The following is a 19,668-nucleotide window of genomic DNA, read 5'->3' as shown; positions in this document are numbered from 1 at the left end:
GGACTGGCTTCAAGTTTTTTATGATAGATGCAAGTTATGTCATCCATTGTTACATGACCCTTATCGATCAACATATCTATCAGCTTGTTCGCCACGACTCCGTCCAGGCTGCACACCACGCTGGAAAGTTTGATGTTACAATCTTCCAGGATACGAACAATACGGTTTTTCTCAGAAGATACATGCTGGATCAACTTGTTACGGTAACGGGTTAAATCACGAAGCTCACGTTGTTCACGCTCCGGGATATAACTCGGTTTCAACAAACCTGCTAAAAGCAGTTTGCAAATCCAGGCACTATCCTTTTTATCCGTTTTGTGCCCGGGAACATACTTGATGTGCCGTGCGTTCACGATCCAGACTTTCATATCAGGACATTCAAGAATCTTATAAACCGGCTTCCAGTAAACACCGGTACTTTCCATGGCTACATGCGTAATGCCACTGGATAATAACCATTCTTTTAATTCTGTCAAAGAACTACTGAAGGTCTTGTAACTGCGGGTTTCAGTTTTGAGACCTTCGCCACTTATCGTAGCAACTACCATGTCCTTGTGGACATCTATTCCACAACCCCGGAGGATGACTTGTTCAAAAGGTACTGTTTTCATTGCATTCGTTTTTTCGAGTGAATGACACTAAAGTAAACAATACCCCCCTATTTACATTCTCTTGGACGAAATTTATTTCATGGATGTTTCATGATATGTGTTTAAATTTTGTATTAGTTCACCAAAGGTATGTATAATTGGTTCGAATACCCAATTATCATAAGTTCTTTTATCATTATTTTATAGTAATATCGAATTGATCGTACGACTCGGTTCTCCAGGATTTATCAGCTGTTGTTGGGGAGATAGCGAAGAGGGGAGAGAATGTTTTTATCTTGATCGTCTGTCCGTCAGGCATAAACTCCATAATCCGTAACCAACCGTCACCTCCGTTGCCATGCCAGAAACCGTCTGCGGTCTGGGCGTTGAACATCATCTGTGGAATATCTTTGCCGGCTGCATTCTTATCAGTACGGAAGGCTACATTGTCTTTGAACGGAGCGATCTCACACTCATGCCCGCAGATGACCATGCAGATATTGGAAGAAGGATAAACAAGTTTCTGCCAGATCGCTTCCCCGTAGTTGGCAGGAGATACTTTGTAGTTCTCTTTTAGGTGACGTTTTCCGTTCCATGCCAGGAAAGAGTGGGTGAGAAGTATCACTTTATGCTCTTTATATTTCGGTTTTTCCGTAACTGTTTTTGCCCATTCGATTGCTTCATCACGTGGAGCGAACTCGAGGGATACGACGAGTATCTTTCCCCATGTTTCGGTTTCAAATTCATAAGCCGCATTTTCGAGTGTCGGGATTCCCTGGTAGTTGTTTCCTACTTCGACCAGTGAGTTTCTCCAGCAGGAGTTTCTTTCTGACGGGAAATATTCCGGTAATCGGCATAAACGGTTTTCCGCCTTTTCGTATCCGTAATCATGGTTTCCGGTACAGACAACATAAGGCAGTTTATTATCCAGTCGGGCAAAGGCTTGCGAAGCAGCTTTCCATTGTTCTTCGCTGGTCTGGTTTCCGTTCACTCCGTCGGGGATACGGATTTCGTTCTGCTCCACCAAATCTCCGGTACAGAGCACAGCTTCGATATTCAGTCTCTCTTTGTTGTTGGCGGTCCATGCCGTCATCAGTTCGAACAAAGGCTGGTTGACATCGAATTTCGTGTAACTTTGCGGATCAGGGAACAGAATCATGGAAAATGATTTGTCGTCCGTTAATTTGGGTTGCACAGGCTGAACCTGTGCGGTAATTGCTGCCAGATTGAATAGGCCGGCGGCGAATAAAAGAAGTCCTTTTTTCATGTGTATTTAGTTTTTAAATTGTAGTTATTTCTCGGATGGTGATATTATTTCAAAGACAGTCAGGACAGCAGCATGATCGGAAGCCCAGACATCATCGATCTCCGGTGCTGTTTTTACTATTTTGGAAGAAACAGCTTTGATATTCTTTCCTTTGTAATAGAGAAAGTCAATACGGCTGACCTGTAGTTGTCCGTAAATAACGGCAAATGTCCCTTCCGGGCGGGCTACTTCATCCGGATTGATTTCACGAAAGCTGTCTTTAAATCCTTCATCCAACATATATTGCGAGATAGGGAAAGGTACGGGACCATATCCGAAATGTATGGGTGCAGCTGCTTGGGTCCAATCCAGATGGCTGCAAGAGTTAAAGTCACCTCCGATAATAATGGGAGTATCGTCATCCGTCAGATAAGGTTTCGTATCCTTTTCCATAATATGTTGCATATCCGCCAAACCGCGTAGGGCATCTTCTGCCACCCAAACCGAAGTGTTATGTCCTATATTGGGGTAATTGCAGGAATATTCTGGGTTATAAGCATAACGTAACCAGCAGGCGTTAACTAATAGTTGTCGGTTGCCGGGTAATGTCAGTTTCACGGGGTTGGAGTTGAAACTCTTCTTTGTCGGTATAACTTCAGTTATAGGATAACGGCTAAAGAGAACCAGATTGTCTTTCAGGGAAGGTGTTTGCATATAATATCCCAGTGAGTCTTTGATCCGTTGCTGACCTCCGTAGCCTTCCTGCATGGTAACAATATCGGCATTGGATGCCTTTACGAGATCTATAACCCGGCTGAGACCGTCATTCCCGACATGAACACCTCCGTGCCAGATATTCCATTGCAGGACTTTCACGATGTTGGGATTGTTTTTGCTGCTTTCCGTGATTCTTTTTTCAATGATACCGTCACTAACTTCCGGAGTATATCCGGTTTTTTCCAGTTTGAAAGAAGGTACGGATATTTTTATTTTGTTACCGGCGATGGCTTTTTCTGCTATATCGGCTGTGACCAATAAATAATTGATACCAGGAGTCAGTGTTACGACACCCTGTTCGTCTTTAAAAGTCATTTTCTTTTGAGGCTTTTCTCCTTTGCCGAATAATTCGGTTTTGACTCCTGACCGGGCAGTTTTTCCCGTATAATATACGTGAAGACTGTTTATATCGGATAAAGCAGTCGTTTCAGATAAATCAAGAGAAAGTTCTGTCAGGCGTAATGGGGCCTGGCTTCCGGTAACGGCTATTCTTAATTTAAGGACCTGATCATCCAGACTTCCCTGGTCGACGTCCCATTCGCTATCGATGACGACTGCGTTGAATAATTCCTGCTGTTTATCCGGTTTTATGAATTTGGGGTTATCGTTTACTACGGTATAGGCCAGTGGAACAGTACCGTTGTATTTGTTTCTGCCGTTTCTCAGATGGTATCCCAGGTCTCCTTTTCCCACCCAGTTGGTTGAAACATCTTCGATACCGTCATCGAAGTTATAGTAGGCAACCAGCGTGCCAAACTGGGGATGAGTCGGTTCAAGCGGTTTCCCCATCCACTCTTTTAATGTTTCGGTTGATACTGCCGAGTTCCATATGCGGATTTCGTCCATTAACCCGCCGAACGTAGTCGGTTCACCTTCATTTACACCAATTGCTCCAGGCAATACGGATATGGCAGTCGTTTTACTGTCGACAACTTCTCCATCCAGATACAGCTTGGTGACAACTCCGTCACAACTTAATGCCACATGATGCCACTGGTCATCCAATACATCTTCCGACCATAAATCAGCCCATGTGTTATGCAGCCTGCCATTCTCGATAACAAGCGGCAGATAATCCGCTATATTCAACAGGCTGTATTCTCCTCCCCCGAAGATAACTTCAAGATCTTTCCATGAATTATCATCGCCCTTGATCCAAGTCTCCAGTGTCCATGAGTCTTTCAGGATACCGATGCCGGTACGGACATTGTTATCTTGCCCGTCCAGGTGAAGGGCAAGATTATCGTTTGAGGCGTGTATAAAAGATAAATTTGTAAAAAGGCTGATAAATAAAAGAGTGAATATGTATTTCATGGTATTTTATTTTAATGTTTTAGTTTGAAGGTCGCCAGGACTGCTTTATGATCTGTTGGCCATGTTCCCGCAGGTTGTATAAATTTGTCCTTGCTGTTTTCTTCAGCACGTTCACCTCGGATTATAGATTTCCGGGGACCTACCACGGCGGCATCTATTAACTTTAATTTTTTGTTAGGTTTGAAATAGATAAAATCAATACGGTCTCTTTCATCGGCTTCCGGAGCCCAGGCCAGTTTTTTTACATCGACATCGGGATTGTCTGAAGGAAATGTGAAACCGGGATGTGTCACAGGATCAGGATATACTTCACGATAAGCATCTTTAAACCCGTTTTCCTCCAAAAGGACAGAACAATCCCAGCGTACGACCGTTCCATTGTGATCCCACAGGTCTTTTGTGTTATCCTTCCAATCCAGATGGGACGGTTCATTGAAGTCTCCTCCCAGGAGGATGATATTCCCTTTTTCATTTTCGACATCTTCGATTACTCCCCGGATAGCTTCGTCCCGTAAGGATTCATTATTGGCCTTTTCTATTTCCTGGGAGTCAAGAACCGGTGCGTCCAGTTTTTTCCAGGTAACGCCACTGTATCCGCGTGGCAGATAACAGGCGTAATGCGTATAATCCAAATGGGCGGAATAGACGACAATGGTCTGCCCTTCGATTTCGATACGGGCTTTGAGAACTGACCCTGCATCATTTTTGAGAGGATAATTTGGCCGTTGTTCCTGTATTTTGTATTTAGAAAGTATACCGACATCCAAAGTACTGGTTTCACCGTAATAATTAACACCTCTGTCTTTTAATGCCTGCAAAATGCGCGGAATAAATTGTTTACCGTGGTAGTTTCTTACTTCACTGAACAGGACAATATCTGGAGACAACCGACTGACTTCGTCTGCTATGGCATCGAACCCACCATCCACCATCGTACCTTCCTGCCAGATATTCATTTGCAGAACAGTCAATTCTTTACTTTTTCCATAAAGCGTACAAGAACAAATCAATAGAATTAGAAGTATAAAATTGTATTTTCTCATGATATTCAAAGTGTATAATAAAGATGTACTCTATGAAAAATAGAGCGACCTATATTCAAAGAGTACATCAAAAGTAGTAATATAAATTGATTATTTAATTATCCACATAATTTTGTTTACATCCTCGGAACCTCCCCATTGGCGGTTAACAGCATTGATCAGTTGCTCTTTATTGTAGTTTGTCTCAGATTCAGGATATAACCATCTTACTGGTATTTTATATTTGTCGTCATTCAAGTTTGTTTCCGGGTTGATCGGTAATTCCGGATAACCTGTACGTCTGTAATCATAATAAGAGTCCCAAGCAAGGTGGAAATAAGAAGCTAAGAATGCTTGCATCCATATTTGTTTAAGCCGGTCGAGTGATGTTCCGTTTGTAGCATAGGCTACATCTTCTCCTTTTAGATATTGGGTGATATACTCGTCTGTGATGGTCATTCCTTGATTATATTCAGGAGAAGAAACCGTTGTGCGAACGAATTCAAAAGAGGCGCGGATACCTTTTTCATAATAATTTTGAGCAGAACCGCTGATCCATCCTCTTTCAGCAGCTTCAGCCAATACAAAATTCATATCAGCATATCCCAATCGTATAGAAGGTACTCCGACATAATCTGTGCGATAAATATCGTTGGGGCGGCAATGCATTTTGTTAGAGATCTTTTTCTGTTCCGTGTTGAATAATCCTGCGGCTTCAACTCCCTGATACGCATTCCAATCATTTTTTTCCAACAGGGTTTCGCCTTTCGGCAGATATATTGGATCTGTCAGAGCCTGCATCGGGGCAAAATAAGAGAATAACCGATAATCTTTGTACTTTTTCAGCGGATCGATTAAAGTGGTTGTTCCTGCATACACATTGATACTTCTTGTTAGATCCTGATGAAAAGGATTTTTCTGACCATCTTTATTGGAATAAGTAACCTGGAGGTTGTCATCATTTCCTTCAAAAAGATTTCCTTCTTTTACAATTTGTGCAAATTTTTCTTTGATCTGTAATTCAGGTGTGTCATCCGCTCTTTTCTGTAAAGCCATTAATACTTTCAGGCGGAGCACATTGGTCGCTTTTCTCCATTTAGCAGGATCGCCATTGTAAAATGGATCGCCGCTGATACCTTCCGTCGCTTTGGCAAAATGACTGTCAGCCTGTTCCAGATCATCGAGTATCCCTTTGAATACCTCTTTTTGTTCATCATATTTAGGATATCTGAACTCATTGACTTGAAGCGCTTCACTATAGGGTATGTCTCCCATATCCATTGTTGTCCGGTAAAATGCCCAACCTTTTAAATAATAATAGAGTCCGGTATAAGCATCTTTATTGGATTCAGAGGCTAATTCAACCATTTTCTGTGCATTGGTAAGTCCCTGTATGGCGCTGAAGCTCCCTTTTTCCACACGATTGTATTGATAATTATCCATTTGTTCTCCCCAGAACATGCGTTTGCACATGAATTCATTATTGTCGCTACTTGCAGATTTTACATGATCCAGTATCACTTTAGTGGCAAGCAGTGCCGGGGTAACTTTTGTTGTGGCGTCAGGATTGGTATTCAGATCATCAAAAGATGATGTACATCCATTCCAGATTATAGATATTCCTATTGCACTGAAAGCAAATAAAGATTGCTTTATATATTTCATTGTTTTCATATATTTTACCTTTAGAAGTTTGCTTTTATGTTAAAACCGATGTATCGTTGAGAAGGTGAATTCAAACTTTCATAACCACTGCTGTCTCCTCCTTTGTCAGGATCTGCATATTTGTATTCTTTCGCCCATAAAAATAAATTCTGACCTGTAAGACTGACTGATGCTGATTTCATTCCTATTTTTCCACACCACAATTGAGGTATGTCATAAGTAAATGTCAGATTTCTTAGTTTGAAAAATGTTTCATCCAATACATTCTGACGGCTGGGGCGGCTTGTTGAATCGTGATATTTTGAAATATATGCTTCATAAGATACAACGACATCATTAGGAGCGAACACGCGGGTGTCACTGATGATATTTCCATCTGGATCACGTTCAACACTACCGGATACCACTTTTACACCTTCTCCGATGAATGTTTTGTTTCCATTGACCACTTCTTCATATCGCCATTGATTGTCAGAATCTTTATGTGCTCCGGAGTTCCATAACATTTGGTGGGTACGTGAATATGACATGCCACCAATACGTCCATCGATAGTGAAGTTAAGTGTAAAGTTTTTATATCTGAAAGTATTAGTAATACCCCAAACCAAGTCAGGTGTCAGGTTTCCTACTTTGGTCTTGAAGTTTTGTTTTACCGGAATACCTCCGTTATGTATAATATTTCCGTCTGGATCTCTGTCCCAGTCGTAGATGTCGAACCAATCCCAGCTTTCTCCTTTTTTTACCCAGGGTTTTTTAGTTGAATAATCTGGGTCGATTTTGAAGTAAGAATATTTATCATGTCCCCAGTTTGTAAGGATGTCCCACTGGAAATCTTTGTTTTTTATAGGACTTCCCCCTATCGTTAATTCATAACCGTTTCTCAATCTTTCTTCTTTAAAGTTGACTTGCACAGAACTGAAACCTGTTGCAGAACTTATACCTCCGGAAATAATGAAGTCCGATTCAAGTTTTCTGAAATATGCTAAGTCTGCATATAATCTATTATTAAAGAAGTTTGCGGCTGTTCCGACTTCATATACCATTGATTTTTTTGGATGTACATTACCTCCGATTAGAGATGAAGGATAAGAAGCGGTACCAAGTCCGTCCCAAACATTCGTAGAGACAGAGTAAACATTATTGTTGTCATAGACGCCTGCATCCTGTTTGGAGGTTGTCCATGAACCTCTTATCTTCCAGAAATTCCAAGCTTCGGGTAAAGTGATGATCTCTGATAATACCACACTTCCGGCGACGGAAGGATAGAAGTAAGAACGTGTCTCTTTGGATAATGTGGATGACCAGTCGTTACGTCCGGTTACATCAAGGAAATAGGTACTGGCCCATGATAATGACAATTTACCATATAAGCTGTTTACTCTTTTCCTTTTCAATTCACTGCTGGCATCGATAGGATCGACGCTGGCTTTTAGAGAATAAAATCCGGGAATAGTCAGACCGCCGGAGGTGGTGCTTCTCATTTTGTCATCCGAATAGAAATAAATATTACCACCGGCTAATACATTCATATTTAGTTTTCCCCATGTCTTGTCTGCCATTAACATGGCGTCTGTATTGATACTGTAACCGGAAGTGCGACTGATACCGAAGAATCCGTTTTTATCCCATGCATAATTGGCACTTTTCGCATTTCTCCATTCATTTTTCTTGGAATAAAAGTCCAATCCGCCTCTTAACATGGCTTTCAGCCAAGGAGTAATTTCATAGGACGAATTCATATACACATTCAATATATCAGTATCATAAGCATCGACAACTTCGTTGGCTTTAAACCACGGATTGTCATACCAGCTATTATCGTACCAGTTTTGCTGTTCATTTTCTTTACCTTCAACCCAATAATTTTTATAATCGCGTACATCATATTCCGTACCACCCCAAATTACCATGTCATAAATATAGCTGCCGCTATAACCTGAACCGTTGTCGTTTGATGACACACGTTTGTTGTATGACGCTGATCCTTCCAGTTTGAAATTTTTGTAACTCATTTCACCTCCGGCAGTATAAGTTATTTTGTTCAGTTTTTGGTTAGGATATTGTCCCTTGTTGAACACGTGGGTCAATGATGTTCTGAACGAGCCGTACTTTCCTTTTTGCGAGACACTGACATTGTTGTTTGTAATCGCACTGAATTGGAGGAAGTTTTTAAAGTTATTTTTTCCTTTGGATGTTAACTCCATTTCTCTCCACTCGAATGTTTCCGGGTCGTATTGAATAGCCGTTCTTCCGATATCCAATTTGTCTCCCCATACATAATCGCTGTTGTATTTTCCGCCGTAGCCTCTACTATAAGATGATTGTACTTCTGGGAATGCCAGATATCCTGCGAAAAACATTGTGTTACTGTTGATCTCTACATTAATACCTTCATTTTGTGAACCTCTCTTGGTAGTGATCATGATCGCACCGGTAGTACCGCGTGCTCCGTATAAAGCAGAAGCGGTGGCACCTTTTAAGACATCGATGGATTCGATATCGTCAGGTGCAATTTCGTTCAATGTCATATTTCCATATGGGATACCGTCGATGATCAATATGGGAGTTTCTCCTCTTAATTTCAAAGAGGGAGCTTCATTGAATTCGGTACTGTTTTTAACATTTAAACCTGCCACTTTTCCGGTTAATGAAGTTCCGACATCGATACTTTTTGCTGAGGTTAATGCTTTCGCATCTACTTTTTGAACCGCATATCCCAAAGCTTTTTCTTCACGTTTGATACCTAACGCTGTTACAACTACTTCATTTAAGTTTTGAGTGTCTTCTGTCAATTGTATGTTGAAGACTGTCTGGTTTCCTACGACAATAGCTTTGGATACATATCCGATATAGGAGATTACCAATGTCGATTTATTGGGTACGGATAAACTAAATTTGCCGTTGATATCGGTTACGGTACCGTTTGTAGATCCTTTCTCCAATACATTTGCTCCGATGATTGGTTCGCCATTGCTATCGGTAATAGTGCCGGATATATTTTTTATGGATTGCTGTACAACAGCACTCATCAGCATCTCTTTGGGAGAGAGGATAATGCTTTTATCCAAAACCTTATAACTGATATCCGTTCCATTGAATAATTGTTCAAGAACGTTGAATACATCCTTTTTTTTACTTTTAATAGAAACAACACGATTCGTATTTACCTGCTTGTTGTTATAGAAGAAGTGAAACTCAGATTGTTTCTCAATTTCATCCAGGACCTCTTGTACCGTTTTGTTGTTAACGTTCAGAGTTAGTGTTGTAGATTGACTGTAACTTTCGGAGGCATATGCCAGTCCGATACATACAAATAACATTATTGCGGTGAGTCTCATACATAATGGTATTTTTTTCAGGACAATAAACGATAAATTCACCATCCTGAAATGTTGGATGCTAAAATAATTTGTCATAGATTTGTAAGTGATTTTAGAGTTAAAAAAATTCATTTGCTGGAGCTTGTCGCCAAACAAGCTTACAGTTGTTTTTCATACGGAGAAATACGCCAATATTTTTCCGTATGTTTTTTTTAAGGAGGCTTCTTTCTTTTCATGCTGTACTTAATTTAGGTTACACAAAAGATTAATATAATTCGACAATTGTCTTTTCGGATATTTTATTTTGACTGATATCCGGATCAATGAATTTGTATTGAATATCAGTTGATAAGCGAAAATGTTCAAGTATCAGATGGAGATGTTGTCCACTAAATGTACCAGTAAACGAATTGTTATACAATAGGTCGTTCTTTACGATGAAGTTTGTATTGAATCGTTTACTCAATATTTTTAGAACTTCTTCAAATGGTGTGTTTCTTAAAATAACCAGTCCATCTTTCCAGGCTATTTGTGTTGGAATATAGGATGTATGAAGTTTAATCTTTTTATTTTTAATGTTATATGAAATTTCCTCATCAGGTTTCATTATTACAGATTCTTCTTTGTTGTCCTTATTTAGGAATGAAAGTCTAACTGAACCAGAGACCAAAGTTGTAGTTACTTGATTTTTCTTCTTATAGGCTTCAATATTAAATTCTGTGCCTAATACTTCTGCTTTTATATCAAAAGGTGTATTTACTATAAATTTTTTGGTTTTATCCTTTTGGATGGAGAAGTAGGCTTCCCCGTTAATTTCTACATAACGCGTATCTCCTGTAAATTTTTGTGGATATTTCAAGTAAGATTGGGAGTTTAGCCATACTTTACTTTTGTCTGGCAGATCGACTTTAGCCACCATACCCGGATTTGTCCTGATTTCAATGTATTCAACCGGATCTTCTTTGAGAGCAAAATAAAGTGTGCTGATTAGTAAAGGTAAAACCAATATAGCAGCGATTCTTTGAAGCCAGACAAAGTAATGTTTTTTTTCGGGCTTAATGATCCTTTTCTTTACCTGGACAAGAGCCTGGTCGGAGTTTATTCCTTTTATTGTCTGAAGTGTGTCGGTTGCTAAATAAATATATTGAATGTCACGAGCTATTTTTCTGTTTTCCTCAGATTGGTTCAGCCATTCTTCTACTTCTTGTTTTTGAGTAGCGGATAGTGAACCTGAAAAGTAGTCCAGAAGCATATGTTCGTCTATGTTTTTTTGTGTATCCATTTTGTCTCTTTTATAATTAAGACTAATGAGCGGGAAAACCTCCTAAACGAAAAAGCATTTTTTTTGTGATATTTTTTTGAAAAAGTTAATCGTGTTGTAATAGGTTGATATGTTGAAAAATGTTATTTTTGCACAGACTCACATTAGTATCACTGGAATTTAATACATTATAGGTCTTAATATGCTTTCAACTACTACAGACAACACAAACGATGAGATTCTTTTTCAAAGGATTCAAGCAGGCGATGTGAAAGCATTCGATGTATTGTTTATGCGTTATTATCCTCTTTTGTGTGCTTATGCCAAACAATTTGTAAATGTAGATGACGGTCAGGAGATCGTACAAGATGTGATGGTTTGGTTTTGGGAAAACAGTAGCATGCAGGTTATCGAATCCTCTCCGAAGAATTATCTATTTAAAGCCGTAAAGAACAGATGCCTGACCCTGATCAATCGGAATGAACTGAAACAACAGATTGTAAATACGCTGTATGCAGATTGGCAGTCACAGTATGAAGATCCGGACTTTTATGTGGTTGAAGAGTTGACGAGGAATATTGAAGCTGCTTTGTCACGTTTGCCGGAAAGTTATCGGGAGGCTTTTGAAATGAATCGCTTCCAGAATATGACTTATAATGAGATAGCACAGAAACTGAATGTCTCATCTAAAACGGTCGATTACCGTATTCAACAGGCATTGAAACTTTTGCGTGTCGAGTTGAAAGACTATCTGCCATTATTAATGGCCTTAGTCAGAATTGTCTGAAAGACATTTCCGGCTAAAGCCATCCTGATGTATTATTGTCTTTATCCTTGTATTATAAACCTTTCATCCATTTTTCCGCTTTGGCTAAAGCCTCCGGCTTGCCTATATCCAGCAACTGTAAGTTTTCGGCTGCATAGGCATGGATATTTGTTTTAGCACAGATAGCCAGATAGAAATTGATGATCGAGAATTTACCCGTCCATTCTTCCATCCAGTCGAATATTTTCGGTGATATTACATGGATACCGCTAAAAGCGTATTCATTATATTGTTTGGGGTCGAAATCCGGATAATAAGATTTTACTTCTCCGGTTTCATGATTTCTCCATCCGCACAACCGGCTCTCTTTGTTGAACAGGAGATAACGCGATGTGTTACGTTTACTGACCAGCAAAGTAGCGACCGGATTGGTTTCCAGATGGCAATCGTATAACTTTTTCAGATCCACATTCGACATGATGTCGACATTGTGTACCAGAAACGGTTCGTTTCCCTGAAGGAATTTGGCCGCTTTTTTGATGCCTCCTCCCGTGTCGAGCAGGTAATCCCGTTCGTCGGAGATATGGATCTGAACTCCGAAGTTGTTGTTGGCTGCCAGGAAATCGATGATCTGGTCTCCCAGGTGGTGAACGTTGATAACGATCTGATGAAACCCTGCATCCTTCAGCTTCAGAATTACATGTTCCAACATTGGTCTTCCATTTATTGGTATCAATGCTTTTGGTGTATTGTCAGTCATCGGTTTGAGGCGGGTCCCCATACCGGCTGCAAAAATCATAGCTTTCATAATATTGCGTCAAAGATTTGTTCTATATTTTGTTCCCTGTGGGTAAGGTCTATTTTTATTCCGAATTTGGCATGCAGATGCTCTGCCAGATGTTGTGCCGAATAGACGGAACGATGTTGTCCGCCGGTACAACCGAAAGAGATCATCAGATTCGTGAAACCACGGTCCAGATAACGTTTCACCGAAGCATCCACGATCGTATATACATGTTCCAGGAATTGCGTGATTTCCCCGTCTTCTTCCAGGAAGTGGATCACTGGCTCGTCCAGTCCTGTAAAATGGTTGTATCGTTCATATTTTCCCGGGTTGTTGATGGCCCGGCAATCGAATACGAAACCACCGCCGTTTCCGCTCGGATCGTTCGGTATTCCTTTTTTGTAGGCAAAGCTGACGATCTTAACTTCCAGCATCCGTTTTTGTATGTCGTCCCTGAACTGCGTCAGGCCGGTCAGTTCTCTCAGAACGGCGCACAAGTACGGATATTCCGGATAATCATTCTTTAATAACTGCCGCAGATTGTTGATGGCGAAAGGTACGCTTTGGATAAAATGCGGTTTCTTTTCAAAGTATCCCCTGAAACCGTAGGCTCCCAGCACCTGTAGTGTGCGGAACAACACGAAATGGCGTAGCTGGCAGAAGAAATGTTCTTCGTCTACATCAGTATATTTTCGTAATGCTTGCAAATAATCGGCAAGCAATTCGTTTCTCAAATCTTCCGGGTAATTGGCTTTAGCCTGCCAAAGGAAAGAGGCTACGTCATAATAGACCGGACCTTTTCGTCCTCCCTGGAAATCAATAAACCAGGGTTCGCCATCTTTGATCATGACGTTGCGTGACTGGAAATCCCGATAAAGGAAAGTGGGAGAGGTGTCCTGAAGCAATACATCGCTCATTTTCTGGAAATCATCTTCCAGGCGGTCTTCCTGAAACTCCATCCCCGTCGCTTTCAGAAAGCAATATTTGAAGTAATTCAGGTCCCAAAGAATAGAACGTTGGTTGAATTCCGGTTGAGGATAACAGTTCTCATACTCGAATCCTTCGGCACCGGCATACTGAATAGAAGGAAGTTGCGTGATTGTTTTGTGTAACAACCTGCGTTCCTCTTCATCGAAAACACAGCTTTTGCGTCCTTTTTCTATGGCATTGAAAAGCATGGTGTCGCCCAGGTCTTCCTGTAAATAAAAAGAATAATCGTCCGAATAGAAATGCACTTCCGGGACGGAAATACCTTTTCCCCTGAAAAATCCGGACATATAAATAAACGCTTTGTTCTCCTCCTGGGAAGAGCCGCTGACCCCTATCAATGTTTTCGGGCCGGATATTCTGAAATACCGGCGGTTAGAACCGGATGAAGGTAGTTCTATAATATCTTCGGCCTGCGAACCGGTATATTCGTAGTAGAGTCTTTTTAATTCTTCTGTTACCATATTTTTTGAATTACGGCACTAAGGTAAGCCTTTTTTGTTAGGGAAGGAAACTTCTCAAAAACATTCGCAATTGTATTTGCTTTTTGTACTGATGTCTGTGGAATTACTATACGTACTAAATTATATAGCAAGCTTTCGGTGTAGTACATATAAACAATCTATAAATGTTTAACGAAAGCAGTATCATCGATATTGTTTCATCCTAAAGAAACAAGTGTTTCTACATAATGAAACAACTGTTCCATTACTATGAAACAGATTCTCTTAAGGAGGTATTGGGAATGTGAAAAGAGTAAAGGTGATAAGATGCATTGTTCCAGTATGATTTTGCATGAAAAGTCGTCTCTTTTGTACAATATACTTGATTATTAGCGTTTGTTATAGTAATTTCGGATTTAAAATATTCTATCTTTGTACTTAGTATGGGTTAATATGTAAATCAAAAGTGAAATAATATATGAATAGAAAATCTACATTATTGGCTGTGGTTTTAATGGCGGTAAGTTCTTTCACGATGAATGCGACAGAATTTGGATCTACGAATGATTTCTTTTATTTGAAATCAGGAGATCTCTACTTATCACTGGATGGTAATAAATCGGATTCTGTTATAGTAAAATCTTTTAAAGAAAATATGACGAAGGCTGCAGTTGATTCTGCTTTGTGGCAGATAGTGGAAAAAAAAGCGGTCGTAGGAGTTACAACTTATTCGATCATAAACAAAGCAACTTTGAGTTATTTGGCTTTTGCTCCGGCTAAAAAACCGGTACCTAATCTGGTTGCAGTGAAAGATGGAGTTGCTTATAAATGGATTTTGGATGGAACAGATAATCCGCAAGAATTAAAAAGTTTTTATAGCGGAGATAAATATTTGTCTTTTGTGATTACGAATGATAAAGATTTATCTTTGGTTGATACTCCTGCGGCTGATTCCAATGCTAAATTTACGGTAGTAGAGCCTTCTTCCAAATTTCTTTTGAAGGCAGACGAGCTCGGGGCTGGTTTTAAGACTTTCCAGTTAAAGTTTGGTGATACGTATGAAGGGGATATTTTTTCAGGGAAAGACCTGATAGCAAAAGATGTCGATGATGAAGACGGATACGTTACTTTACAGGAAAAAGGAAACGAGGCATTCCCGGATAATAAGGCTAAATATTTTGGTGTCGACATGCTTAAAACAGATATTTCTGGTGCAAAGGATGTATTTGGATATAATTTTTCTTTGGATTCTACCCGTCAGACGCAAGATCCGAATGCTGATTGGCAAAAGTTTAAATTTACAGTCGACTTAAAGAATGATTCAGTATCTGTATTTTTAAAAAGAGCTCCTGAGAGTGGAGAAGATACTGTGCAAGTTGTATTTGCCAGTGTTGGACCGAAAAAAGTGTTGACTGTTTCAAAGGTGGATGATAATGGTGCTGTGAAACAAGGAAAAGCACCTTTGATCAATTTGTCTGCCGGAACTCATGCAAATATACCGACAGGTTCAGGCGTTTATTTTCTCCAAAGTGCAAGCAAAGGTACCAAAGGTAAATATTATGTTAAGAAAAACTCCTTTATGGGGGGAGACAGTGTTCCTTCTGTGAACTTGCCGAGAGGGCAATGGTATATTAAAACTGAAAATGGCAAATATTCCGTTGTCGACCGTGAATCTGATGATGCTTTTATCTTGAATCAGGAAATATTTGAAGTGGCAGAAATGGAGGATACCTATTTACTCGATGGAGACTCTGTAAAAGTTACTCCGGTGTCTGTTGATTTGAAAGATAAATATCTAGGTTCGCGGGCTTATACAGAGAAAGAATTGGCCGAGAAAGGATTTACGCTTCATCTGATACCCGGAATTCCGATAGGTCCTGCTTATCTGTCTACATTTACGAACGATTCTATCTTGAAAGGAACAGGTGATATTTCTAACCAGATTATGTTTAAACTGATACCAAAGGATACGCAAGTAGTAGCTGGTGCTAAACAGTTAGGCGATGAAATCTCTATTATTTCTTATCAGCTACGTACGTTGTTCGGAACTGATAGAATCGCAGCGCAAAGTGATAGTTTGAAATTGTCCGAGACAAGTGAGCCTCTTTCATTCCACTTTGTTTTCAATGAGACAAGACAATGGTCTACAATGAAAGTTGTGGGTGATGCTGAAGACCGTTACGTTGGAATGGATATACAGACTGGTTGTCTTCAGTTGACAAAAAATCCGGCTAATGTTATGATCCTGTCTGCTGATGCTCCTGAATATGCTCCTCAGGAAGTTGGTCATAAGCGTTTTTCTACTGCTAATAATTCGTTGGTGATGAACCCGAATACATTCCTGGCTGAACTGAAAATCGAAGGCAATCCGATTACGAAGTCTGGTTATACGGAAGATAATTTTAGTCTTTGGGTTGAGAAAGCTGAAAAGAGTCCGTTGGGTAAACAGTTGTATTATATCTCTTGCAAGGCCATAGGCGCGAAAGAGGGTGACGAAACTCGTTATTATTTGGCAGCTAGTGATACTTTAGGCGGACGTGCCGTATTCATTTCCGATGAATCTGTTAAAACGATGGAAAACAGTCCGGCTCTCTTTGCATTCAAGATGGTAGAGGGTGGTACTTATTATCTGGAAAACCAGAGTGAGTTCAAAAAGGATGATGCTAAACCTTATGTCGGTATGGTGAATGGATTTGCTGTAATGCAGCCTGTTCCGATGGCAGAGTTTACTATTGAGAATGCTCCGGCTCCTGTTGCCAACGAAGAAATCGAAGCACCTACGACTATTCAGGTAATCGGAAGTACAGGTGAATTCCAAATCCGTAATGCAGGAGGTAAGAAAATTACTTTATCGAATATTCTGGGGCAGACAATCGGTTCCCGCTTTGTATCTTCTGATAATGAATCAATTCAAACAGCAAGAGGCGTTGTGATTGTGTCCGTTGAAGGTGACAAGGCTTATAAGGTGATCGTGAAGTAAAAAAAGATACTCTCAAATAAAAATCCGGTTCTCATATTCAATTGGGAACCGGATTTTTTATGGAGAAAATCAGACCGTTTATTCTTCTGTATTACTTTCCAATTTGCTTTTCAAATAAGCAATTCGCTTGGTTGCTTTTTCTTTCTCTTTCTGAAGATTTTCCAGATCGCTTAATACAGTAGCCAGTTCAAAAGTCGCGGCAATCGCTTTTTTATCCCCGTCAGCTATATATAATGTATAGGGTTTGCCACCTGTGTACTCGGCTTTGACACGTTCTTTTACGTTTGTAGAAATGAACTTGGCAGCATCGAGTCCTTTTTCGCCTTTGTAGGTGACGACTTCAGTTGTTTTTCCCAGATCTTTAAAACGGTAGTTTACTCCGCCGTCGTACGGGATTGCGGCTGTTTCGGCAAACTGGCCGTCTTTCGTACTGACCTTGATGCCTGTATGGTTGATCGGTGCGCCGCCGTAGAAAACACTGGCAAGATAAATCTCGCCCTTTTCGTTGACCCCGCTGCGGATATAACAGCGTTGCACATTCCGCTCCACTGTCTGCTGTTTCCATATATAATTACCGATCTCTTCGTAGACGCTGTCTTTTTCAAAAACGAATCCTTTTTTCAGTCCTTCCGCTTCTTCTGTCTTGATGGGAATAAGGCTATCGCAAAAAGCGATATTCCGTTCCGCCTCTTTCATCTCGACCATACGCATCAGGGAAAGTCCTTCTTTCAATACTTTGAATTCTTTCGGATAGAGGGCACGGATAGAGTCTATTTCGCTTTTTGCGGCGAAGAGCTCGTTTCGTTCATACATACTTTTTGCATTGTTCAACCGGGTTCGGGCTTCTTTCTCCGTGTTATTGCATGCTGCCAGGGTTACGGCTGCCAATGCGATGCATATTACAGACTTCTTCATGTTGTTTATCTTATTCGTTCTGTCTGCAAAGATATATTTTTTATCTTTGCAGTCTCAATGAGTGAGATAAATAAAGCGAATGTATATAGAACAGGAAGATATTTTAAATCATATATCGGCAAAACCGTTCCACATAATTTCAGAGGCCGCAGACGAATTAGGTGTTGAGGCTTATGTGATTGGCGGTTACGTCAGAGATATTTTTTTATACCGTCCATCAAAAGATATTGATGTTGTTGCAGTAGGTAGCGGGATAGAGTTGGCAAAAACTGTTGCCGGCAAGTTGGGGAAAAAGACACATTTGTCCGTATTTAAGAATTTCGGAACGGCGCAGGTGAAATCAGGCGACCTTGAGATCGAGTTTGTCGGAGCACGGAAAGAGTCGTATAATCGCGATAGCCGGAAGCCGATTGTGGAAGACGGGACTCTGGAGGATGATCAAAACCGGCGCGATTTTACGATCAATGCACTGGCTTTATGTCTGAATAAAGAACGTTACGGGGAGTTGGTCGATCCTTTTGGAGGATTGGATGATATGGATAATCTGATTATCCGTACGCCACTCGATCCTGATATAACGTTCAGTGATGACCCGTTGCGTATGATGCGTGCGGTCCGCTTTGCTTCACAGCTGGGATTTTTTATTCATCCCGATACATTTGATGCGATTGAGCGCAATAAGGAACGCATCTCCATTATATCCAAAGAACGGATTGTGGATGAATTGAACAAGATCGTACTTTCGCCAAAACCCTCCATCGGTTTTGATTTGCTTGATAAGAGCGGATTGTTGCAGCTGATTTTTCCGGAACTGTGTGCTCTGAAAGGAGTGGAAACAAAAGAAGGCATCGGCCATAAGGATAATTTTGCCCATACCTTAATGGTGTTGGACCGTTTGAGTAAAACAACGGATAATCTGTGGCTTCGTTGGAGTGCGATTTTCCATGATATAGGAAAACCGGCAACCAAACGCTTTGATCCTCGTCTGGGATGGACGTTCCACAATCATAATTTTATCGGCGAGCGTATGCTGCCGGGTATTTTCCGTCGGATGAAGTTGCCGATGAATGAGAAAATGAAGTATGTACAGAAAATGGTAACCCTTCATATGCGTCCCATAGCTTTGGCAGACGATGAAGTGACAGATTCTGCCATCCGTCGTTTGTTGTTCGATGCCGGTGACGATATCGATGACTTGATGAAGCTTTGTGAGGCGGATATCACCAGTAAGAATCCGGAAAAAGTCCGCCGTTTTCTGAATAACTTCCGGTTGGTTCGTGAGAAGCTGGCAGAAATAGAGGAAAAAGACCGGGTACGGAATTTCCAGCCGCCGGTCTCGGGTGAGGAAATTATGGAAACATTCTCCCTGCCTCCTTCACAGCCGGTAGGCGTCATAAAAGAAGCCATCAAGAATGCTATTCTGGACGGCATAATTCCTAATGAATATGAGGCAGCTAAACAGTTTATGCTGGAACGGGCTGCAAAGATGGGGTTGAAGCCAGTTAGGGGATAATTCCTTTAAGTATAAATAGTTACAGAGTAAATATAATTAATTAGATCCGGTTTTTATATTCAATAAACCGGATCTGATCTTTTCA

At 40.5% G+C, this 19,668-nt stretch carries 13 protein-coding genes; 3 read left to right on the top strand and 10 right to left on the bottom strand.

What is annotated here, in order from left to right; translation table 11 throughout:
- From HMPREF1535_RS02460 to HMPREF1535_RS02430, 7 genes are all read right to left on the bottom strand, one after another.
- A partial coding sequence (locus tag HMPREF1535_RS02460) for an IS110 family transposase (protein ID WP_046146372.1) occupies positions 1–611 on the bottom strand: 611 nt, incomplete at its 3' end.
- Between the two features lie 175 nt (positions 612–786).
- Positions 787–1,857: a metallophosphoesterase gene (locus tag HMPREF1535_RS02455; RefSeq protein ID WP_046145201.1), complete on the bottom strand. Its 1,071-nt coding sequence runs from the start codon at positions 1,855–1,857 to the stop codon at positions 787–789.
- Between the two features lie 24 nt (positions 1,858–1,881).
- On the bottom strand, positions 1,882–3,927 hold the full coding sequence (locus tag HMPREF1535_RS02450; RefSeq protein WP_046145200.1) for a BNR-repeat neuraminidase N-terminal domain-containing protein: 2,046 nt from the start codon (positions 3,925–3,927) through the stop codon (positions 1,882–1,884).
- 11 nt (positions 3,928–3,938) lie between these two features.
- On the bottom strand, positions 3,939–4,970 hold the full coding sequence (locus HMPREF1535_RS02445) for an endonuclease/exonuclease/phosphatase family protein (RefSeq protein ID WP_046145199.1): 1,032 nt from the start codon (positions 4,968–4,970) through the stop codon (positions 3,939–3,941).
- A gap of 90 nt (positions 4,971–5,060) precedes the next feature.
- A complete protein-coding gene (locus tag HMPREF1535_RS02440; RefSeq protein WP_010802276.1) occupies positions 5,061–6,623 on the bottom strand; it encodes a SusD/RagB family nutrient-binding outer membrane lipoprotein in 1,563 nt (520 codons plus the stop codon).
- An 11-nt stretch (positions 6,624–6,634) separates the two neighbouring features.
- Positions 6,635–9,952, bottom strand: a complete 3,318-nt coding sequence (locus tag HMPREF1535_RS02435; RefSeq protein ID WP_016213026.1) for a SusC/RagA family TonB-linked outer membrane protein — start codon at positions 9,950–9,952, stop codon at positions 6,635–6,637.
- Between the two features lie 247 nt (positions 9,953–10,199).
- Positions 10,200–11,216, bottom strand: a complete 1,017-nt coding sequence (locus HMPREF1535_RS02430) for a FecR family protein (RefSeq protein WP_010802278.1) — start codon at positions 11,214–11,216, stop codon at positions 10,200–10,202.
- Positions 11,217–11,397: 181 nt separating this feature from the next.
- Between HMPREF1535_RS02430 and HMPREF1535_RS02425 the strand changes: the two genes are divergently transcribed.
- Positions 11,398–11,982, top strand: a complete 585-nt coding sequence (locus HMPREF1535_RS02425) for an RNA polymerase sigma-70 factor (protein WP_010802279.1) — start codon at positions 11,398–11,400, stop codon at positions 11,980–11,982.
- A 52-nt stretch (positions 11,983–12,034) separates the two neighbouring features.
- Here HMPREF1535_RS02425 and HMPREF1535_RS02420 read toward each other — a convergent pair whose 3' ends face one another.
- A complete protein-coding gene (locus HMPREF1535_RS02420) occupies positions 12,035–12,769 on the bottom strand; it encodes a nucleotidyltransferase family protein (RefSeq protein WP_007657333.1) in 735 nt (244 codons plus the stop codon).
- Positions 12,766–14,196 (bottom strand): RapZ C-terminal domain-containing protein, encoded by a 1,431-nt coding sequence (locus HMPREF1535_RS02415; RefSeq protein WP_046145198.1) that lies wholly within the window; start codon positions 14,194–14,196, stop codon positions 12,766–12,768. The genes HMPREF1535_RS02420 and HMPREF1535_RS02415 overlap by 4 nt, the downstream gene beginning before the upstream one ends.
- 457 nt (positions 14,197–14,653) lie before the next feature.
- Between HMPREF1535_RS02415 and HMPREF1535_RS02410 the strand changes: the two genes are divergently transcribed.
- Entirely contained in the window at positions 14,654–17,155 is a 2,502-nt protein-coding gene (locus tag HMPREF1535_RS02410; RefSeq protein ID WP_046145197.1) for a DUF6383 domain-containing protein, read from the top strand.
- A 78-nt stretch (positions 17,156–17,233) separates the two neighbouring features.
- Here the strand turns inward: HMPREF1535_RS02410 and HMPREF1535_RS02405 are convergent, their stop codons facing one another.
- Positions 17,234–18,070, bottom strand: coding sequence for a hypothetical protein (locus HMPREF1535_RS02405; RefSeq protein ID WP_046145196.1), 837 nt, complete (start codon positions 18,068–18,070; stop codon positions 17,234–17,236).
- A 79-nt stretch (positions 18,071–18,149) separates the two neighbouring features.
- Between HMPREF1535_RS02405 and HMPREF1535_RS02400 the strand changes: the two genes are divergently transcribed.
- Positions 18,150–19,583 (top strand): CCA tRNA nucleotidyltransferase, encoded by a 1,434-nt coding sequence (locus HMPREF1535_RS02400; RefSeq protein ID WP_046145195.1) that lies wholly within the window; start codon positions 18,150–18,152, stop codon positions 19,581–19,583.
- Positions 19,584–19,668 lie beyond the last annotated feature (85 nt).

This window comes from Parabacteroides goldsteinii DSM 19448 = WAL 12034 (assembly GCF_000969835.1).
In the GTDB taxonomy this organism is placed as follows: domain Bacteria; phylum Bacteroidota; class Bacteroidia; order Bacteroidales; family Tannerellaceae; genus Parabacteroides; species Parabacteroides goldsteinii.
Note: the sequence above shows the minus strand (reverse complement) of the source record. Positions and strands in the feature narration are given on the sequence as shown.

Excerpts from the sequence above, each read along its gene's own strand:
- HMPREF1535_RS02455 (WP_046145201.1), bottom strand. The coding sequence starts at position 1,857 with ATGAAAAAAGGACTTCTTTTATTCGCCGCCGGCCTATTCAATCTGGCA.
- HMPREF1535_RS02450 (WP_046145200.1), bottom strand. The coding sequence starts at position 3,927 with ATGAAATACATATTCACTCTTTTATTTATCAGCCTTTTTACAAATTTA.
- HMPREF1535_RS02445 (WP_046145199.1), bottom strand. The coding sequence starts at position 4,970 with ATGAGAAAATACAATTTTATACTTCTAATTCTATTGATTTGTTCTTGT.
- HMPREF1535_RS02440 (WP_010802276.1), bottom strand. The coding sequence starts at position 6,623 with ATGAAAACAATGAAATATATAAAGCAATCTTTATTTGCTTTCAGTGCA.
- HMPREF1535_RS02435 (WP_016213026.1), bottom strand. The coding sequence starts at position 9,952 with ATGAGACTCACCGCAATAATGTTATTTGTATGTATCGGACTGGCATAT.
- HMPREF1535_RS02430 (WP_010802278.1), bottom strand. The coding sequence starts at position 11,216 with ATGGATACACAAAAAAACATAGACGAACATATGCTTCTGGACTACTTT.
- HMPREF1535_RS02425 (WP_010802279.1), top strand. The coding sequence starts at position 11,398 with ATGCTTTCAACTACTACAGACAACACAAACGATGAGATTCTTTTTCAA.
- HMPREF1535_RS02420 (WP_007657333.1), bottom strand. The coding sequence starts at position 12,769 with ATGAAAGCTATGATTTTTGCAGCCGGTATGGGGACCCGCCTCAAACCG.
- HMPREF1535_RS02415 (WP_046145198.1), bottom strand. The coding sequence starts at position 14,196 with ATGGTAACAGAAGAATTAAAAAGACTCTACTACGAATATACCGGTTCG.
- HMPREF1535_RS02410 (WP_046145197.1), top strand. The coding sequence starts at position 14,654 with ATGAATAGAAAATCTACATTATTGGCTGTGGTTTTAATGGCGGTAAGT.
- HMPREF1535_RS02405 (WP_046145196.1), bottom strand. The coding sequence starts at position 18,070 with ATGAAGAAGTCTGTAATATGCATCGCATTGGCAGCCGTAACCCTGGCA.
- HMPREF1535_RS02400 (WP_046145195.1), top strand. The coding sequence starts at position 18,150 with ATGTATATAGAACAGGAAGATATTTTAAATCATATATCGGCAAAACCG.